The sequence below is a fragment of the Cyanobium sp. ATX 6A2 genome, from assembly GCF_024346355.1.
GTDB lineage: Bacteria > Cyanobacteriota > Cyanobacteriia > PCC-6307 > Cyanobiaceae > NIES-981.
In genome coordinates this window covers 196,091-208,517 of the sequence record NZ_JAGQCU010000004.1, presented here as the reverse complement: position 1 = coordinate 208,517, position 12,427 = coordinate 196,091, and the positions used below count along the sequence as shown (strand labels likewise).

Below are 12,427 nucleotides of genomic sequence, written 5' to 3'. Positions count from 1 at the left end.
GATCGGTGTCAGGCGGGCATTGGGGTGTGTATGCATGGGGTGTGAGGTCTGGGGCTGTTGGGTCGCACCACAACCCTGTCGGCCTCACACCCCTTTGTCAGCCGGAACAACCTGGTGGCACTACACACTTAGGCAGGCGCCGGAACGCTGAACAGAGTTACCAGGGGGTGGGCCTTGATCACAGCGGTGAGTGCCATCGGCCCAGGTGCAGTGGGACCGCCAACGCCAGGATGATGATCACAACGTCTGGGCCATGCCCAGGCCGCGCAACACCCGAGAGACCAGTGCCGACACCAGTGGCGAAAGCAGTGCCGACAACCACGTTCACCGAGTTTGCGCAACGGGCCGACTATTCGCTGCTGGAGTCCCTGCAGGCGGATCCCCAGGCCAGCGGCGATGGCCACGATCACCGGCCCCGCCAGGTGTTCTCCGGTCATTACGTGCCGGTGACACCCACGGCGCTTCCAGCGCCGGAGCTTGTGGCGCACAGCAGAGCCCTCTTCAACGACCTGGGTCTGAGCGATGGGCTGGCCCACGACGAGCCGTTCCGCCGTCTGTTTTCCGGCGACATCACCGTGGCCACAGGGCCGATGCGGCCATTCGGCTGGGCCACCGGCTATGCCCTCTCCATCTACGGCAGGGAATACATCCAGCAGTGCCCGTTCGGCACCGGCAACGGCTACGGCGACGGCCGGGCCATTTCCGTGTTCGAAGGCGTGTTCAACGGTCGGCGGTGGGAGATGCAACTGAAAGGCGGTGGCCCCACGCCCTACTGCCGCGGCGCCGATGGCCGCGCCGTGCTGCGCTCCAGCGTGCGCGAGTTTCTGGCGCAGGAGTTCATGCACGCCCTGGGCGTTCCCACCTCCCGCTCGCTCACGCTCTATGTGTCCAGGTCGGAAACGGTGCGCCGGCCCTGGTATGCGCCGAACTCCCGCTCGTTCGATCCCGACATCCTGGTGGACAACCCGGCGGCGATCACCACCCGGGTGGCGCCGTCGTTTCTGCGGGTGGGCCAGCTGGAGCTGTTCGCCCGTCGCGCCCGCAGCCAGGCCCATCCGCAGGCGCTGAACGAGCTGCGGATGATCGTTCAACATCTGATCGAGCGGAACTACCTGCAGGAGATTGATCCGGCTCAGGAGTTCAGCGATCAGGTGGTGGAGCTGGCGGGATTGTTCCGCGCGCGGCTCACCGCCCTGGTGGCCAATTGGATGCGCGTGGGCTACTGCCAGGGCAATTTCAACAGCGACAACTGCGCGGCCGGCGGCTACACCCTCGACTACGGCCCCTTCGGATTCTGCGAACTGTTCGATCCCCGCTTCCAGCCCTGGACCGGCGGCGGCGAGCATTTCTGCTTCTTCAACCAGCCAGGGGCGGCCGAAGCCAACTACCAGATGTTCTGGGCCGCCATCCGGCTGCTGCTGGAGGGCAACGCGGAGGCCCTGGCGCGGCTGGATGAGATCCGCGACGGCTTCGCCGAGGCGATGCAGCAGGAGATCGAGGCCATGTGGGCCCGCAAGCTTGGCCTGATCCGCTACGACGCCGAGCTGGTGAACGAGCTGCTGCAGCTGATGGTGCTCTCCAAGGTGGATTACACGATCTTCTTCCGCAGGCTCTCTGCCATTCCGGAGCACCTCTCAGCCCTGAAGGAGAGCTTCTACGTGCCGAGTTCGGAAGAGCTCGATGGGCGCTGGACGCAGTGGCTGCAGCGCTGGCGGGATCAGATCACGGCCAACGGCGACCTCAGCGAGACATCCGCAGCGATGAAACGCATCAACCCCAGGATCACCTGGCGCGAATGGCTGATCGCCCCGGCCTATGAACAGGCGGCACAAGGGGATACCAGTCTGATCCATGAGCTGCAGGAGGTGTTCAGCCATCCCTACGACGAGCTGTCTCCGGAGCTGGCGGCGACCTACGACCGTCTGAAGCCCAGGGAATTCTTCAACGCCGGTGGCGTGTCCCACTACAGCTGTTCGTCCTGAGCCAACCCCCAGGTCTCCGACCTGTCTCAAGCATCGAGCAACAACAGGGCCTCGCGGCCACCGGCAACCCCCTCGCAGCTGAGGCGGCGATCGAAGCTCACCAGCCGGCCGCCGCGGTGCACCGCCAGCGCCAGCAGGTAGGTGTCGGTGAGCTGGGTGGCCTCCAGCAGTCGCGATGCATCCACAAGGCTCTGGTTGAGCAGGCTGAGCGAATCCGGCCAGAACTGATGCTGCGGATGGCGGATCAGCTCCGCTACCAGAGGGGCCACCACCGCTGGTGGCCCCGGACTGTTGGGATAGCGCGGCTGGCCGAGGATGCGCAGCACGGCGTTCTGTGTGAGCGGGCAGGTGGCCCAGCCATGCGCCTGAGCTGCCGCAAACCAGCCATGGGCTGGTTCGTGGTGCACGTGGCGTCGATCCAGCAAGGCGATCAGCACGTTCACATCCAGCAGCGCCACACTCACGCCAGCTCATCGCGCAGGTTGTTCACGAGCTCCAGATCCACCGGTGCTCCCTTCTCCTTCCAGGGCAGCAGGGGCAGGCCGTTGCGATGATCGGACCTCTGGTTTTCGGAGCTGGAGCCTGGCGCCGGTGCTACCAGGGCCTGGCGGGCCAGCTCACTGATCACGGCACCCAGGCTGGTGCGCCGTTGCCGTGCCAGCACCCGCGCCGCCGCCAGCACGTCGTCGTCGAGCTGCAGGGTGGTGCGCATCTGATGTGTTCGCATCAAGCATCAACCATAGGGACGACTAACTTCTCTGCGGTGCTCGTGCGCCTACCGCGAGAGAGAGAGAGGTCGCCATGGTCGCCAGGGTTGCCTGTCAACCACTCTGGCGGGCCTCAAACCGGCAACGCCACATTGAGGGGGGCCGCGGATCCCGCAGAAGGCGGCATGAGAGCGCAGACCTGGTCTAGACTCGATATCGATCAACTGTGGGGTGTCATGCGCGCCAAGTTGTTCCGCAACGGCCGCAGCCAGGCGGTGCGGCTGCCGGCCGAGTTCCGCTTTGAGGGCACAGAGGTGGAGGTGCATCGCGATCCCGAGAGTGGCGCTGTGGTGCTCACACCGGTGCGGCCATCGGCCCGCGCCTTGCTGGATCAAAGGGATGACCTGCTGCAGGAGCCTGGGTTCCAGGCCGAGCTGGAAGCGTTTTTCGAGGGGTTGCGCGACACGCGCCCTGCGGAACCGGTGGAGTTCCTCTGATGGCTGCGGCAAAGGGGAGGCTGATGCTCGACACCAACGCCGTGAACGCCTTTCTGAAAGGCCTGTCGCCGTGCCTGGATACCTGGGTGTGTGAGCAACGCTGTTGCCTGTCGTCGATCGTGGTGGCGGAGATCCGTTACGGCCTGGAGAAGCTGCCGCCAACGTCGCGGTTGCAGGCGCTGGTGGAGAACACCCTCAAGACCCTGGAGATCCTGCCCTGGTCGGAAGCCTGCGCCAGGGTGTATGGCCGGCTGCGGGCCGATCTCGAACGCAACGGGAAGCCGTTGGCGGCGATGGATCTGCTGATCGCCAGCCATGCCCTCAGCGAAGGTTGCGCCCTGGTGACGGCGGATCAGGCCTTTGCCAATGTGGCCGATCTGCACCTGGAGGCCTGGTAATGGCCAGCAGGCAGGGGTTGGCCAGGTGCCTTCCCACTTGGCGTTCTGCCCCCCTCAAACCGCCAACGCCAGAGATGGCGAGGAACAGCCAGGCAGGTAGGCCGCCGGGATCTCCCGCTCCAGCCGCCACCCCCGAGAGGCCCCCGCCATCGGCCGCTCGCCCTCATGGCTTTCGTACCGCGCAAACCCGAGACACACGAACGGCTCGGTGAGCCTGCCCTGCCGGCTCTGCTCTGGCTCTCCCAGTGGAACAGGGAGGGGCCGAAGGCCAGGTCGCGGGTGCGGGTGGAGGGGGAGAAGAGGGCTTCGCTTTTGCGCAGGGTGATGAACAGCAGGTCGGTGGCGCTCGGCTCGTGCCAGAGCACGACTTCGTGGTGGATCCAGAGGGTGCAAGCGGTGATCGCATCGCTCAAGCGGGGCTCTCTGGCTGGCCGGGGCCCGGTAGCGATTGGAGCCCCATCCCTCCTATTCCGGCCAGGGTTGAGATGCTGTGGTTATGAACGGTCATGACCACCATCGAGATCACCCTCCCCGATGCTCTTGCGGAAGAGGCACAGGAAGCCGGTCTTCTTTCTCCCGAGGCCATCGCGGATCTGCTACGCAGCACATTGACGTCCGACCTCTTGGCACGCCTCCAGCAAGTGCGTGAACTGCTCACGGCTCGCCCAGAGGAGGCGATGACTCGGCAGGAGATCAACGCGGAGATCATGGCCTACCGCCAGGAACAACGGATTGCGGCTGGTTCTTGAGTCCGATACGTCTCTTTCAGGCCAGATCTGCCAGGCTTATCATGAAATCGAGGCTCATCTTGCGCCGAGGCTGGCGAGGATCTTCCGGGCCAAGAGTTCCTTGATTTCATTGTGCCTTGGCACCGCTTCCTTGATCCCGGTAGCTGGATTGATCCAGATGGAATGTGAAGCCCCTTCCCTCTTGAGGATGCATCCAGCCATACGCAGTCGCCGTTCCAAATCACGGCGCTTCATCCGATCTTCAGGGGCATGCGCACGGCATCAGGCGGCAGGCCACGACTGATATCCGCCTCACGATCTTCCAGCAGAAGCTCAATGGCTGCATGGAGATCCTCTGTTGCTTCCTCAATCGATTCTCCCTGACCATTGGCACCGGGAATCTCCAGGCAGATCGCCCAGAAGCCACCTTCCGGTGCAGGCTCAATCACAGCTGTCAGTTCTCCCTTCATCAAGCTCAACCCTGTTACACGTTGAAGTCAGTTTAGGCCCAGAGAAGTTTTCCGCGGCCATGAGGTTGCTCATGTGCCTCATTCCCTCCCCGCCGTGCACCGCCCCCTCCCTCAAACCGCCAACGCCAGAGATGGCGAGGAACAGCCAGGCAGGTAGGCCGCCGGGATCTCCCGCTCCAGCCGCCACCCCCGAGAGGCCCCCGCCATTGGCCGCTCCCCCTCGTGACTCTCGTAGCGCGCAAACCCCAGGCAAACGAAAGGCTCGGGACCGTGCCCTGCCGGCTCTGCTCTGGCTCCCCCAGTGGAACAGGGAGGAGCCGAGGGCTGGGTCGCGGGTGCGGGTGGAGGGGGAGACGAGGGCTTCGCTCTTGCGCAGGGTGATGAACAGCAGGTCGGTGGCGCTGGCCTGGTGAGCGAGCACGCCTTTGCGGTGGATCCAGGGGGCTCCTCATCCCCTCACGACCAGGCTGCTCGTCAGGACAGAACGGTCTTCAGCTGAAGGATCAGCAGCGGCAATTCCACCTGGATCACATCCCACACCACATCAAGATCGACCCCCAGGTAGGCATGGATGAGCGAGCCTCACCTCCTCGGGGATGCGAGTGGCGGCTTCGCCGATCAGCTCGATGTTGCGAAGAACGGCGTCCTGCATCAGCTGATCCGCCTCGAACTTCGCACGGTTCAGATCAGCGCAGTAGCCCACGGCGCGATGGGCAAACCGATCCATATTCTGCGCATAGAGGCGCCAGTCACGTTTCGGACTGCCGTCAGAGGGTGATGGCATCCGCCTCAACCGCAGGCCTGAGCTCCTCCCGAAGTGCTTGTTCGGTCACAAGATCGATAGGTTGCTGGAGCAGGTCTTCCAGAAACAACTGGAGGCCATAGAAGCGTCTGGCCGTGGCTGGGCCGTCGAAGGCCACCAGCAGATCCACATCGCTGCTCGGTGTTGCCGTGCCACGGGCCCAGGAGCCGAAGATCCGCAGGCTGCGCACGCCGAAACGCTCACTCCAGACGGGCGCGTGCTGGCGCAACCGGCTGATCAACGTTTCGGAACTGACGTCCATGGCCTGCAGTGAATGCTCAGGAGTGGCCTGGGATGACGCTAAAACGCCAACGCCAGAGATGGCGAGGAACAGCCAGGTAGCCAGGCTGCCTGCCGGCGCTGCTCTGGGTCTCCCAGTGGAATAGCGAGGGGCCGAGGGCCAGGTCGCGGAAGCGGGTGGAGGGGGAGAAGAGGGCTTCGCTTTGGCGCAGGGTGATGAACAGCAGGTCGCACTGGGTGGCCTAGTGCCAGAGCACGCCTACGCGGTGACGGCCGTGCACGCTCAGGGGCACCGGCAGGATCAAGAGCAGTTGGGCGCAGAGTCTCAGCCATTGGCGCCGTACGTGCGCGCCCATGGCCTTCTGGTCGTGGCCGCAGGGGGCGAGGACACCGTTGAGACGCTCCTCTTCGGCCATCACAGCAGCTGGCGGAACTGCTGAGGCGTCAGATCTGCATCACGGGCGATGGCGCCCATGGTGATGGCGTTGATTGGGTCGTGGCGTGGAATCACGAGGCGCAGCTCACCATTGCTCAGGATCAGATGACCGGATTCGCGGACGATCCGATACCCCAGCTTGAGAAACACTCTTACGGCTTCCTTCTGACTGATCCCCGGTAGACGCGGTATTTAAAACGCATGTTCCAGTGTCTCCACACTGCGCACGCCACCCTCCTCAGCTTCCACTTCCAGCCAGAGGGCAATCGCTTCGCGGATGTTCGCCAGTGCTTCGTCCCGGCTGGATCCCTGGGAGTGGCAGCCCGGCAGGTCAAGACAGCTCACCGACCAGCCTTCTTCCGTTTCCAGCAGCCGGATGCGGTAGCTCATGCCGGTCTCACTCCCTGTCCTGCGTTCAGGCTACGCGGCATGGGGCTGGCCTCTGTCACGACGCCCCCCAGCATCCTCACACCGCCAACGCCAACTCCGGCACGAACGCCGCCGGAATCGCCTTGTGCGGCCGCCAGCGAACAGCGCCCGAGGCTGGTCACACGACCAAGCTGCAGCCTGCAGACAGCGAGGTGAAGGCACTGACTGCGGCGGTGCTGGTGGTGCCCTTGGGTGGAGATGCCGGCTACCCTCGGAGGCAATCATGGTTGGGGTGCACCCTTGACCACCATCGAGATCACCCTCCCTGATGCGCTGGCCTCAGACCGCATTGTCCGTCTGCAAGACGCCAGGGCTGCTCTTGCTGCTGACCCGCCGGAGGTGCTGACCCGGCAAGAGATCAACCAGGAGATCAGCGCGTATCGCAAGGGGCAACGACTTGCGGCTGGTTCTTGACACCAACACGGCCGACTACGGCCTGACCTGGCATGGAGTTCCAGGACAACTCATCGTTGCAGCCGGTGTCCGCATCGGCCGCTAACCTCATCCCAAGGGCTTGATCTGTTCCTTGACCCACTCGGTCCATGCCTGCCGATCAAGCATTCCGGAGGCAACAGCAAGAACAACAGCTTCGAGGGAAAAGCCTAGAGTAGCAGCCTTCTCTATGAGAGTGGGATAGAGATCAGCACCTGAAAAGGTCTGGCGGAGCTGGGAGAGTGACCCTTCCAAGAGACGAAGGTCCCGCAATCCGGGGGACCCCCCTGAGGTGGCGATCAATCGGCGGTGCAGCTCCAGTACCTCACCGAGGCGGAGGTAGCGCATCACGCCAGACGACGGTAAAGCTCCTCATTTTTTGCCAGCACGTTCGATGCGGCTGCTTCGAAGTCTGCGGAGGGTCGGCTCAGGAGATCGCGTACGGCGGCTGAGGCCAGGACCTCCTGAGACACGTTGAGCAGCCCGGCCACCTCGGCCAGGGCACGGGACTGTTCTTCGTTGAGCTCAATGGCGAGGGCCATGGCAGACCTCCAGAGCCCCAAGGATAGGAGAGGTCGAAAGGGGATCGCCCCCCTCAAACCGCCAACGCCAACTCCGGAACGAACGCCCCCGGAATTGCCCTATGCAGCCGCCAACGAATCGCCATCGGCCGCTCGCCCTGGTGGCTCCCATACTCGGCAAAGCCCAGGCACAGGAACGGCAGCGTCACCCCGCCACGTTTGTTCTCCTCCCGCACGAACAGCAACACCCTGCTGCCACGCTCCACATGGTGGATGTAGCGCTGCCCGGTGGCTGAGGTTTCCCGGGTGAGGCTCTGGCTCTCCCAGTGGAACTCCAGCGGGGAGATGGCGTAGTCGTTGTAGCGGGTGGTGGGGGAGAACAGGCGCTCGGACTTCTTGAGGGTGATGAAGAAGACGTCGCAGCGGGTGGCCTCATCGATGCCGAAGGCTTCTGCACAGCAGTGGAACAGCCCTTCCCCCCGGTGAGCCAGCCAAAACGCTCAAAATCGGCAATCCTGGAGACAGACAATCGAATCCCGATGCCCCTCCGCTCGGCTACTGAATTCCCGATCACGCCAGATCCAGAGGCTCTGGAGGGCACCTACCAGGACTGCCGGGCGGCCCTGGTGTCGGCCAACCGCTCCCGGGGCATGCTCAAGGCCCAGAGCGACCGGCGGGGGGTTGTGATCACCGAGCTGCAGCGGGAGCTGGTGGAGCTGGAGATGGATCTGGCCGATGAGGCCCGGGCCAAGGCGCGGCTCCATGCCCTCAACGCCAAGCTCGGCACCGTGATCCGCGAACTGGAGGAAACGGGCGATGCGATGGTGGGCCTGATCGATGAAAGCGAGCGCCAAAGCGGCTTCTGGCTGGTGGAGATGTTCCGCCGATTGGTTCAACAGGCCACGCGCTGGCGCCAGGTGAAGGCCAAGGCCGTTGCGCTGGCGGCTGAATCGACCGAGGCGAGCACTTCCGCGAGCCAGCTCGGCGAGAAGCCATGAGCGCGGGCCCGTCGATCGCTGATTTATTGGAGCAGAGCCACCGGGAACTGGCGGGCACCGATGCCCGGGTGTACCGCCGCGTGGCGGACCATCTGCAGCGCTCCGGTGCGGCGCTCCAAGACCTCCAGGATCCCCAGCCTGGGGGAACCCAGGACCCGAAAGCCTTGCTGGGCAAGGGGAGTTTCCTGCAGCAGCCCGCGGCCTGCCTCAAGCGGCTGTGCAAAGCGCATGGGATCAAGGGGTACTCCAAGTTGCAAAAGACCGCTCTGGCCCAACTGCTGGAACGCCATGGCGTGACCCCACCGCCGCCGCCCTTGGAGAGTTTCACCAAGAAGGAGTTGATTGCGCTGGTGCGGCAGCTGCTGGGGGAGGCGTAGCCGATCGCCCCGCTCGTGCCTGTTTACGCCCAAACCGACCCAACTGCAGGCAGACTCCCCCCAGCGACGCGTGACCTGATCCCTCGATGCCTGATCAGGACCAGCTGAACGACTTCCTCGAAGCTCTTGGGGAAGTTGGCAGCCCCGCCAAAAATCCAGTCCTGCGGGAGTCCCTTGGCTGGGAAGAGGCTCTCTACGAGGAGGTAAAGGCGACGCTTGTGGCCAAAGGGATCGTGCTGCGGGGTAGGGGCCGCAGCGATTCGGTGTCCCTGGTGGACCCTGACCCCTCGTACCAGCAGACCACCCTTGCCAGGGACGTGGATGACGACATAGAGGAAACCAGCAAGAGCAATTCCTCCCTTTTGACAAGTCCGTTAGATCCAGCTAACCGTTTTCTTCCTATAGACACTCCTTCAACGCTGCCAAGCGACCCCCAGAAATTCCTCAACGACCTCGACAAGAAGCTCTGGACGGCAGCCAACAAGCTGCTGCCGATGCTTGACGCTGCCGTCTACAAGCACGTCGTGCTCGGCCTCATCTTCCTCAAGTATGTGTCCGACTCCTTCAAGGAGCGCCGTGCCGAGCTGGAGAATGTCTTCCGCGACCCGGCGCACGATTACTACCTGGGCGAGGACGCCGAAGACCTGATCCCCGACGAGCTCGAAGCGCGTGACTATTACACGGAGAACAACGTCTTCTGGGTGCCGGCGCTCGCGCGCTGGGACTTCATCCAGGCGCACGCCAAGGTAGGGGTTGGCATCAAGCTGCAGGTCACAAATGGCAAGACCGCCGAGTACGAGTTCAAGGGCATTGGACGGCTGCTGGACGACGCACTGGAGGCAGTAGAAAAGGAGAATCCCAAACTCAAAGGTGTGCTGGAAAAGGATTACGCGCGCAAGCAGATTGACTCCGCACTACCCAGTCTGATTGACGAGGTTATTGGTAAGATACCGTTCCACCACGGCACGCTTAAGGCCAAAGATATCCTCGGCCACGTGTACGAATACTTCCTCGGTGAGTTCGCCATCGCCGAGGGTAAGAAGGGTGGCCAGTATTACACGCCCAAGAGTATCGTTGCCACCATCGTCGAAATGCTGCAGCCCTTCCAGGGCCGGGTGTACGACCCTTGCTGCGGCTCGGGCGGCTTCTTCGTACAGAGCGAGAAGTTCGTGGAGGAGCACGGCGGCCGCGTGGGCCAGCTCTCCATCTACGGCCAGGAATCCAACCCCACAACCTGGCGGCTGGCGTCGATGAACATGGCCATCCGCGGCATGGACTATGACTTCGGCAAGGAGCCGGCCAGCACCTACACGCGCGACCAGCACCCCGACCTGCGCGCCGACTTCATCATGGCCAATCCACCCTTCAACATGAAGGAGTGGAACGCCGGCGTGAAGGACGACGACCCGCGCTGGAAGTACGGTATCCCGCCCGCGGGCAACGCCAACTTCGCGTGGATGCAGCACATGATCCACCACTTGGCGCCGCAGGGCAGCATGGCACTGCTGCTGGCCAACGGCTCGATGAGCAGCAACACCAATAACGAAGGCGAGATCCGCAAGGCCATCGTCGAGTCAGACCTTGTGGAGTGCATGGTGGCGCTGCCCAGCCAGCTCTTCACCAACACGCAGATACCGGCGTGCATATGGTTCCTCACGCGCAGCAAGGCCGCGCGAGGCAGCGGCGAGTTGCGCTGGCGCGACCGCGCGGGTGAGACGCTCTTCATCGACGCCCGCAATCTGGGCTACATGAAAGATCGCGTTCTGCGCGACTTCAGCGTCGACGACATCCGCAAGATCGCCGGCACCTTTCACGCGTGGAAGCGTGGCGTTTGTTATGTCGACGAACTGGGCTTCTGCAAGGCCCTTAAGCTAGACAACATTCGCAAGCACGACCATACGCTCACGCCGGCTCGCTACGTGGGTGCTGTGGTGCAGGAGGAGGATGGCGAACCATTCGAGGAAAAGATGGCGCGGCTGACGGCGCAGCTTGACGCGCAGTTCGGCGAGAGTGCGCGTCTGGAACGGGCGATTCGCGAGAACTTGGCGAGGCTTGGCTATGGCGGCTGAATGGAGCCATGTGCCCCTCGGTGACCTTTGCGATCCCAACCGAGGGATCACGTATGGCATCGTCAAGGTCGGCGAGTTCGTAGCCGGTGGGGTTCCTGTCATTCGCGGCGGCGACATCCGCGGTGGGATGATCGAATACGACGACGCGAAGCGTGTTTCTCAGAAAGTTAGCTCTCAATTCGAGCGGACAGTTCTGCGGGGCGGTGAGATTCTCATCAACTTGATCTCTGAACCGGGTCATACGGCCATCGTTTCTCCCGAGCTTGCAGGCGCTAACGTTTCGCGCGATGTGGGCGTCATCGCGCTTAATGATGAGGTCGATCACCGGTTCGTCGACTATTGCTTGAAGTCTCCACATTCCATTCAGTGGTTGAGCTCGCGTCTCCAAGGTAGCGTCACGCAGAAGATCAACCTTGGAACACTTCGGCAGCTTCTAATTCCAATTCCACCTATAGCCCAACAGAGAGCCATTGCTCACATCCTTGCCACGCTCGACGACAAGATCGACCTGAACCGCCGGATCAACGAGACGCTGGAGGCCATTTCTCAGGCAATTTTCAGGTCCTGGTTTGTCGACTTCGGCCCCGTCTACGCCAAAGCCAGCGGCGAGCCCCCGGAGAGCATATGTCGCCGCTTGCGACTCACTCCCGAACTCCTCGCCCTCTTCCCCGATCGCTTCATTGATTCCGAACTGGGCGAGATTCCTGAGGGATGGAATGTGAGGCCACTCGACACGATTGCGGACTATCTCAATGGGCTTGCGCTACAAAAGTTTCCACCTGAGAGCGATACGGAGTGGCTCCCCGTTATCAAAATAGCGCAGCTGAAAGGCGGATCAACGGTGGGTGCCGCGCGAGCCTCGCAAAGGTTGGACCCGGCTTACGTAGTCGACGATGGGGATGTGCTGTTTTCTTGGTCAGGAAGTCTCGAGGTCGATGTCTGGTGCGGCGGGCGTGGCGCACTGAATCAACATTTGTTCAAGGTCACATCGAAGAGCTTTCCGAAATGGTTCTTTTTTTACTGGACAAAAGAACACTTGGAGAACTTTCGATCCATCGCCGCCGGGAAAGCTGTCACGATGGGTCACATACAGCGCAAGCACTTGACCGAAGCACTCTGCGTAGTGCCGACAAACCCACTACTCGAAGCGGCGAACGAAATCGTCACGCAGATATTCGAGGCCCTGATCGGGAATAGGCAGCAGACGCGAGCCCTTGCCGTCACCCGAGACACACTCCTTCCAAAGTTACTTGTGGGTGAACTCCGCGTTCCAGAAGGGTTAGGCACGTGAGTTCTCTCGATATGCGAGAAGATCCGCTCGTCCGTGAGGCCATGCGGCTT

General features: G+C 62.8%; 21 protein-coding genes and 2 pseudogenes. 9 read left to right on the top strand and 14 right to left on the bottom strand.

Annotation, left to right across the window (positions count from 1 at the left end):
- Positions 1-230: 230 nt before the first annotated feature.
- Complete coding sequence (locus tag KBY96_RS06300) at positions 231-1,982, top strand: YdiU family protein (RefSeq protein WP_254978467.1); 1,752 nt, start codon at positions 231-233, stop codon at positions 1,980-1,982.
- Positions 1,983-2,008: 26 nt separating this feature from the next.
- On the opposite strand, the gene KBY96_RS06295 is transcribed toward KBY96_RS06300, so the two are convergent.
- Positions 2,009-2,446 (bottom strand): TA system VapC family ribonuclease toxin, encoded by a 438-nt coding sequence (locus tag KBY96_RS06295; RefSeq protein WP_254978466.1) that lies wholly within the window; start codon positions 2,444-2,446, stop codon positions 2,009-2,011.
- Positions 2,443-2,694 carry a CopG family transcriptional regulator gene (locus KBY96_RS06290; RefSeq protein ID WP_254978465.1) on the bottom strand — a complete coding sequence of 84 codons (252 nt, stop codon included), beginning with the start codon at positions 2,692-2,694 and terminating at the stop codon, positions 2,443-2,445. Before KBY96_RS06290 ends, KBY96_RS06295 begins: the two co-directional genes overlap by 4 nt.
- Positions 2,695-2,925: 231 nt before the next feature.
- Here KBY96_RS06290 and KBY96_RS06285 point away from each other — a divergent pair, with 231 nt between their 5' ends.
- The gene (locus tag KBY96_RS06285) at positions 2,926-3,186 is read left to right on the top strand and encodes an antitoxin (protein ID WP_254978464.1); all 261 of its coding nucleotides are present in this window, start codon (positions 2,926-2,928) and stop codon (positions 3,184-3,186) included.
- The gene (locus tag KBY96_RS06280) at positions 3,186-3,584 is read left to right on the top strand and encodes a type II toxin-antitoxin system VapC family toxin (protein WP_254978463.1); all 399 of its coding nucleotides are present in this window, start codon (positions 3,186-3,188) and stop codon (positions 3,582-3,584) included. The genes KBY96_RS06285 and KBY96_RS06280 overlap by 1 nt, the downstream gene beginning before the upstream one ends.
- 54 nt (positions 3,585-3,638) lie before the next feature.
- Here the strand turns inward: KBY96_RS06280 and KBY96_RS16275 are convergent.
- Positions 3,639-3,967: pseudogene (locus KBY96_RS16275) on the bottom strand (hypothetical protein); the annotation flags it as partial.
- Between the two features lie 123 nt (positions 3,968-4,090).
- Between KBY96_RS16275 and KBY96_RS06275 the strand changes: the two are divergent.
- A complete protein-coding gene (locus KBY96_RS06275) occupies positions 4,091-4,333 on the top strand; it encodes a hypothetical protein (RefSeq protein ID WP_254978461.1) in 243 nt (80 codons plus the stop codon).
- 54 nt (positions 4,334-4,387) lie between these two features.
- Here the strand turns inward: KBY96_RS06275 and KBY96_RS06270 are convergent, their stop codons facing one another.
- The 8 genes and pseudogenes from KBY96_RS06270 to KBY96_RS06240 form a co-directional block, all read right to left on the bottom strand.
- A complete protein-coding gene (locus tag KBY96_RS06270) occupies positions 4,388-4,567 on the bottom strand; it encodes a type II toxin-antitoxin system HicA family toxin (RefSeq protein ID WP_254978459.1) in 180 nt (59 codons plus the stop codon).
- A complete protein-coding gene (locus KBY96_RS06265) occupies positions 4,564-4,782 on the bottom strand; it encodes a type II toxin-antitoxin system HicB family antitoxin (RefSeq protein ID WP_254978458.1) in 219 nt (72 codons plus the stop codon). The genes KBY96_RS06270 and KBY96_RS06265 overlap by 4 nt, the downstream gene beginning before the upstream one ends.
- Before the next feature lie 474 nt (positions 4,783-5,256).
- On the bottom strand, positions 5,257-5,322 hold the full coding sequence (locus tag KBY96_RS06260; RefSeq protein WP_254978487.1) for a hypothetical protein: 66 nt from the start codon (positions 5,320-5,322) through the stop codon (positions 5,257-5,259).
- A 4-nt stretch (positions 5,323-5,326) separates the two neighbouring features.
- A complete protein-coding gene (locus KBY96_RS06255; RefSeq protein ID WP_254978457.1) occupies positions 5,327-5,509 on the bottom strand; it encodes a DUF86 domain-containing protein in 183 nt (60 codons plus the stop codon).
- A 40-nt stretch (positions 5,510-5,549) separates the two neighbouring features.
- Positions 5,550-5,846 (bottom strand): nucleotidyltransferase family protein, encoded by a 297-nt coding sequence (locus KBY96_RS06250; RefSeq protein ID WP_254978456.1) that lies wholly within the window; start codon positions 5,844-5,846, stop codon positions 5,550-5,552.
- A gap of 97 nt (positions 5,847-5,943) precedes the next feature.
- A pseudogene (locus tag KBY96_RS16510) lies at positions 5,944-6,123 on the bottom strand (hypothetical protein); the annotation flags it as partial.
- 116 nt (positions 6,124-6,239) lie between these two features.
- Entirely contained in the window at positions 6,240-6,434 is a 195-nt protein-coding gene (locus KBY96_RS06245) for a type II toxin-antitoxin system HicA family toxin (RefSeq protein ID WP_254978485.1), read from the bottom strand.
- Positions 6,435-6,452: 18 nt separating this feature from the next.
- Positions 6,453-6,650, bottom strand: coding sequence for a type II toxin-antitoxin system HicB family antitoxin (locus KBY96_RS06240; protein WP_254978455.1), 198 nt, complete (start codon positions 6,648-6,650; stop codon positions 6,453-6,455).
- Positions 6,651-6,929: 279 nt separating this feature from the next.
- On the opposite strand from KBY96_RS06240, the gene KBY96_RS06235 reads away from it, so the two are divergent.
- A complete protein-coding gene (locus KBY96_RS06235; RefSeq protein ID WP_254978454.1) occupies positions 6,930-7,103 on the top strand; it encodes a hypothetical protein in 174 nt (57 codons plus the stop codon).
- 87 nt (positions 7,104-7,190) lie between these two features.
- Here the strand turns inward: KBY96_RS06235 and KBY96_RS06230 are convergent, their stop codons facing one another.
- The 3 genes from KBY96_RS06230 to KBY96_RS06220 are packed head-to-tail and all read right to left on the bottom strand — an operon-like array spanning position 7,191 to position 8,049.
- Complete coding sequence (locus KBY96_RS06230) at positions 7,191-7,469, bottom strand: type II toxin-antitoxin system death-on-curing family toxin (RefSeq protein WP_254978453.1); 279 nt, start codon at positions 7,467-7,469, stop codon at positions 7,191-7,193.
- Positions 7,469-7,663 (bottom strand): DNA-binding protein, encoded by a 195-nt coding sequence (locus KBY96_RS06225; RefSeq protein WP_254951800.1) that lies wholly within the window; start codon positions 7,661-7,663, stop codon positions 7,469-7,471. Before KBY96_RS06225 ends, KBY96_RS06230 begins: the two co-directional genes overlap by 1 nt.
- A gap of 53 nt (positions 7,664-7,716) precedes the next feature.
- Positions 7,717-8,049: a DUF3427 domain-containing protein gene (locus KBY96_RS06220; RefSeq protein ID WP_254978483.1), complete on the bottom strand. Its 333-nt coding sequence runs from the start codon at positions 8,047-8,049 to the stop codon at positions 7,717-7,719.
- Between the two features lie 132 nt (positions 8,050-8,181).
- On the opposite strand from KBY96_RS06220, the gene KBY96_RS06215 reads away from it, so the two are divergent.
- The 4 genes from KBY96_RS06215 to KBY96_RS06200 all read left to right on the top strand — a co-directional run bounded on the left by KBY96_RS06215 (position 8,182) and on the right by KBY96_RS06200 (position 12,377).
- Complete coding sequence (locus KBY96_RS06215; RefSeq protein ID WP_254978452.1) at positions 8,182-8,640, top strand: hypothetical protein; 459 nt, start codon at positions 8,182-8,184, stop codon at positions 8,638-8,640.
- On the top strand, positions 8,637-9,017 hold the full coding sequence (locus KBY96_RS06210; RefSeq protein WP_254978450.1) for a hypothetical protein: 381 nt from the start codon (positions 8,637-8,639) through the stop codon (positions 9,015-9,017). Before KBY96_RS06215 ends, KBY96_RS06210 begins: the two co-directional genes overlap by 4 nt.
- An 86-nt stretch (positions 9,018-9,103) precedes the next feature.
- Positions 9,104-11,086 carry a class I SAM-dependent DNA methyltransferase gene (locus KBY96_RS06205; RefSeq protein ID WP_254978448.1) on the top strand — a complete coding sequence of 661 codons (1,983 nt, stop codon included), beginning with the start codon at positions 9,104-9,106 and terminating at the stop codon, positions 11,084-11,086.
- A complete protein-coding gene (locus KBY96_RS06200; protein WP_254978446.1) occupies positions 11,076-12,377 on the top strand; it encodes a restriction endonuclease subunit S in 1,302 nt (433 codons plus the stop codon). The genes KBY96_RS06205 and KBY96_RS06200 overlap by 11 nt, the downstream gene beginning before the upstream one ends.
- Positions 12,378-12,427: the final 50 nt, after the last annotated feature.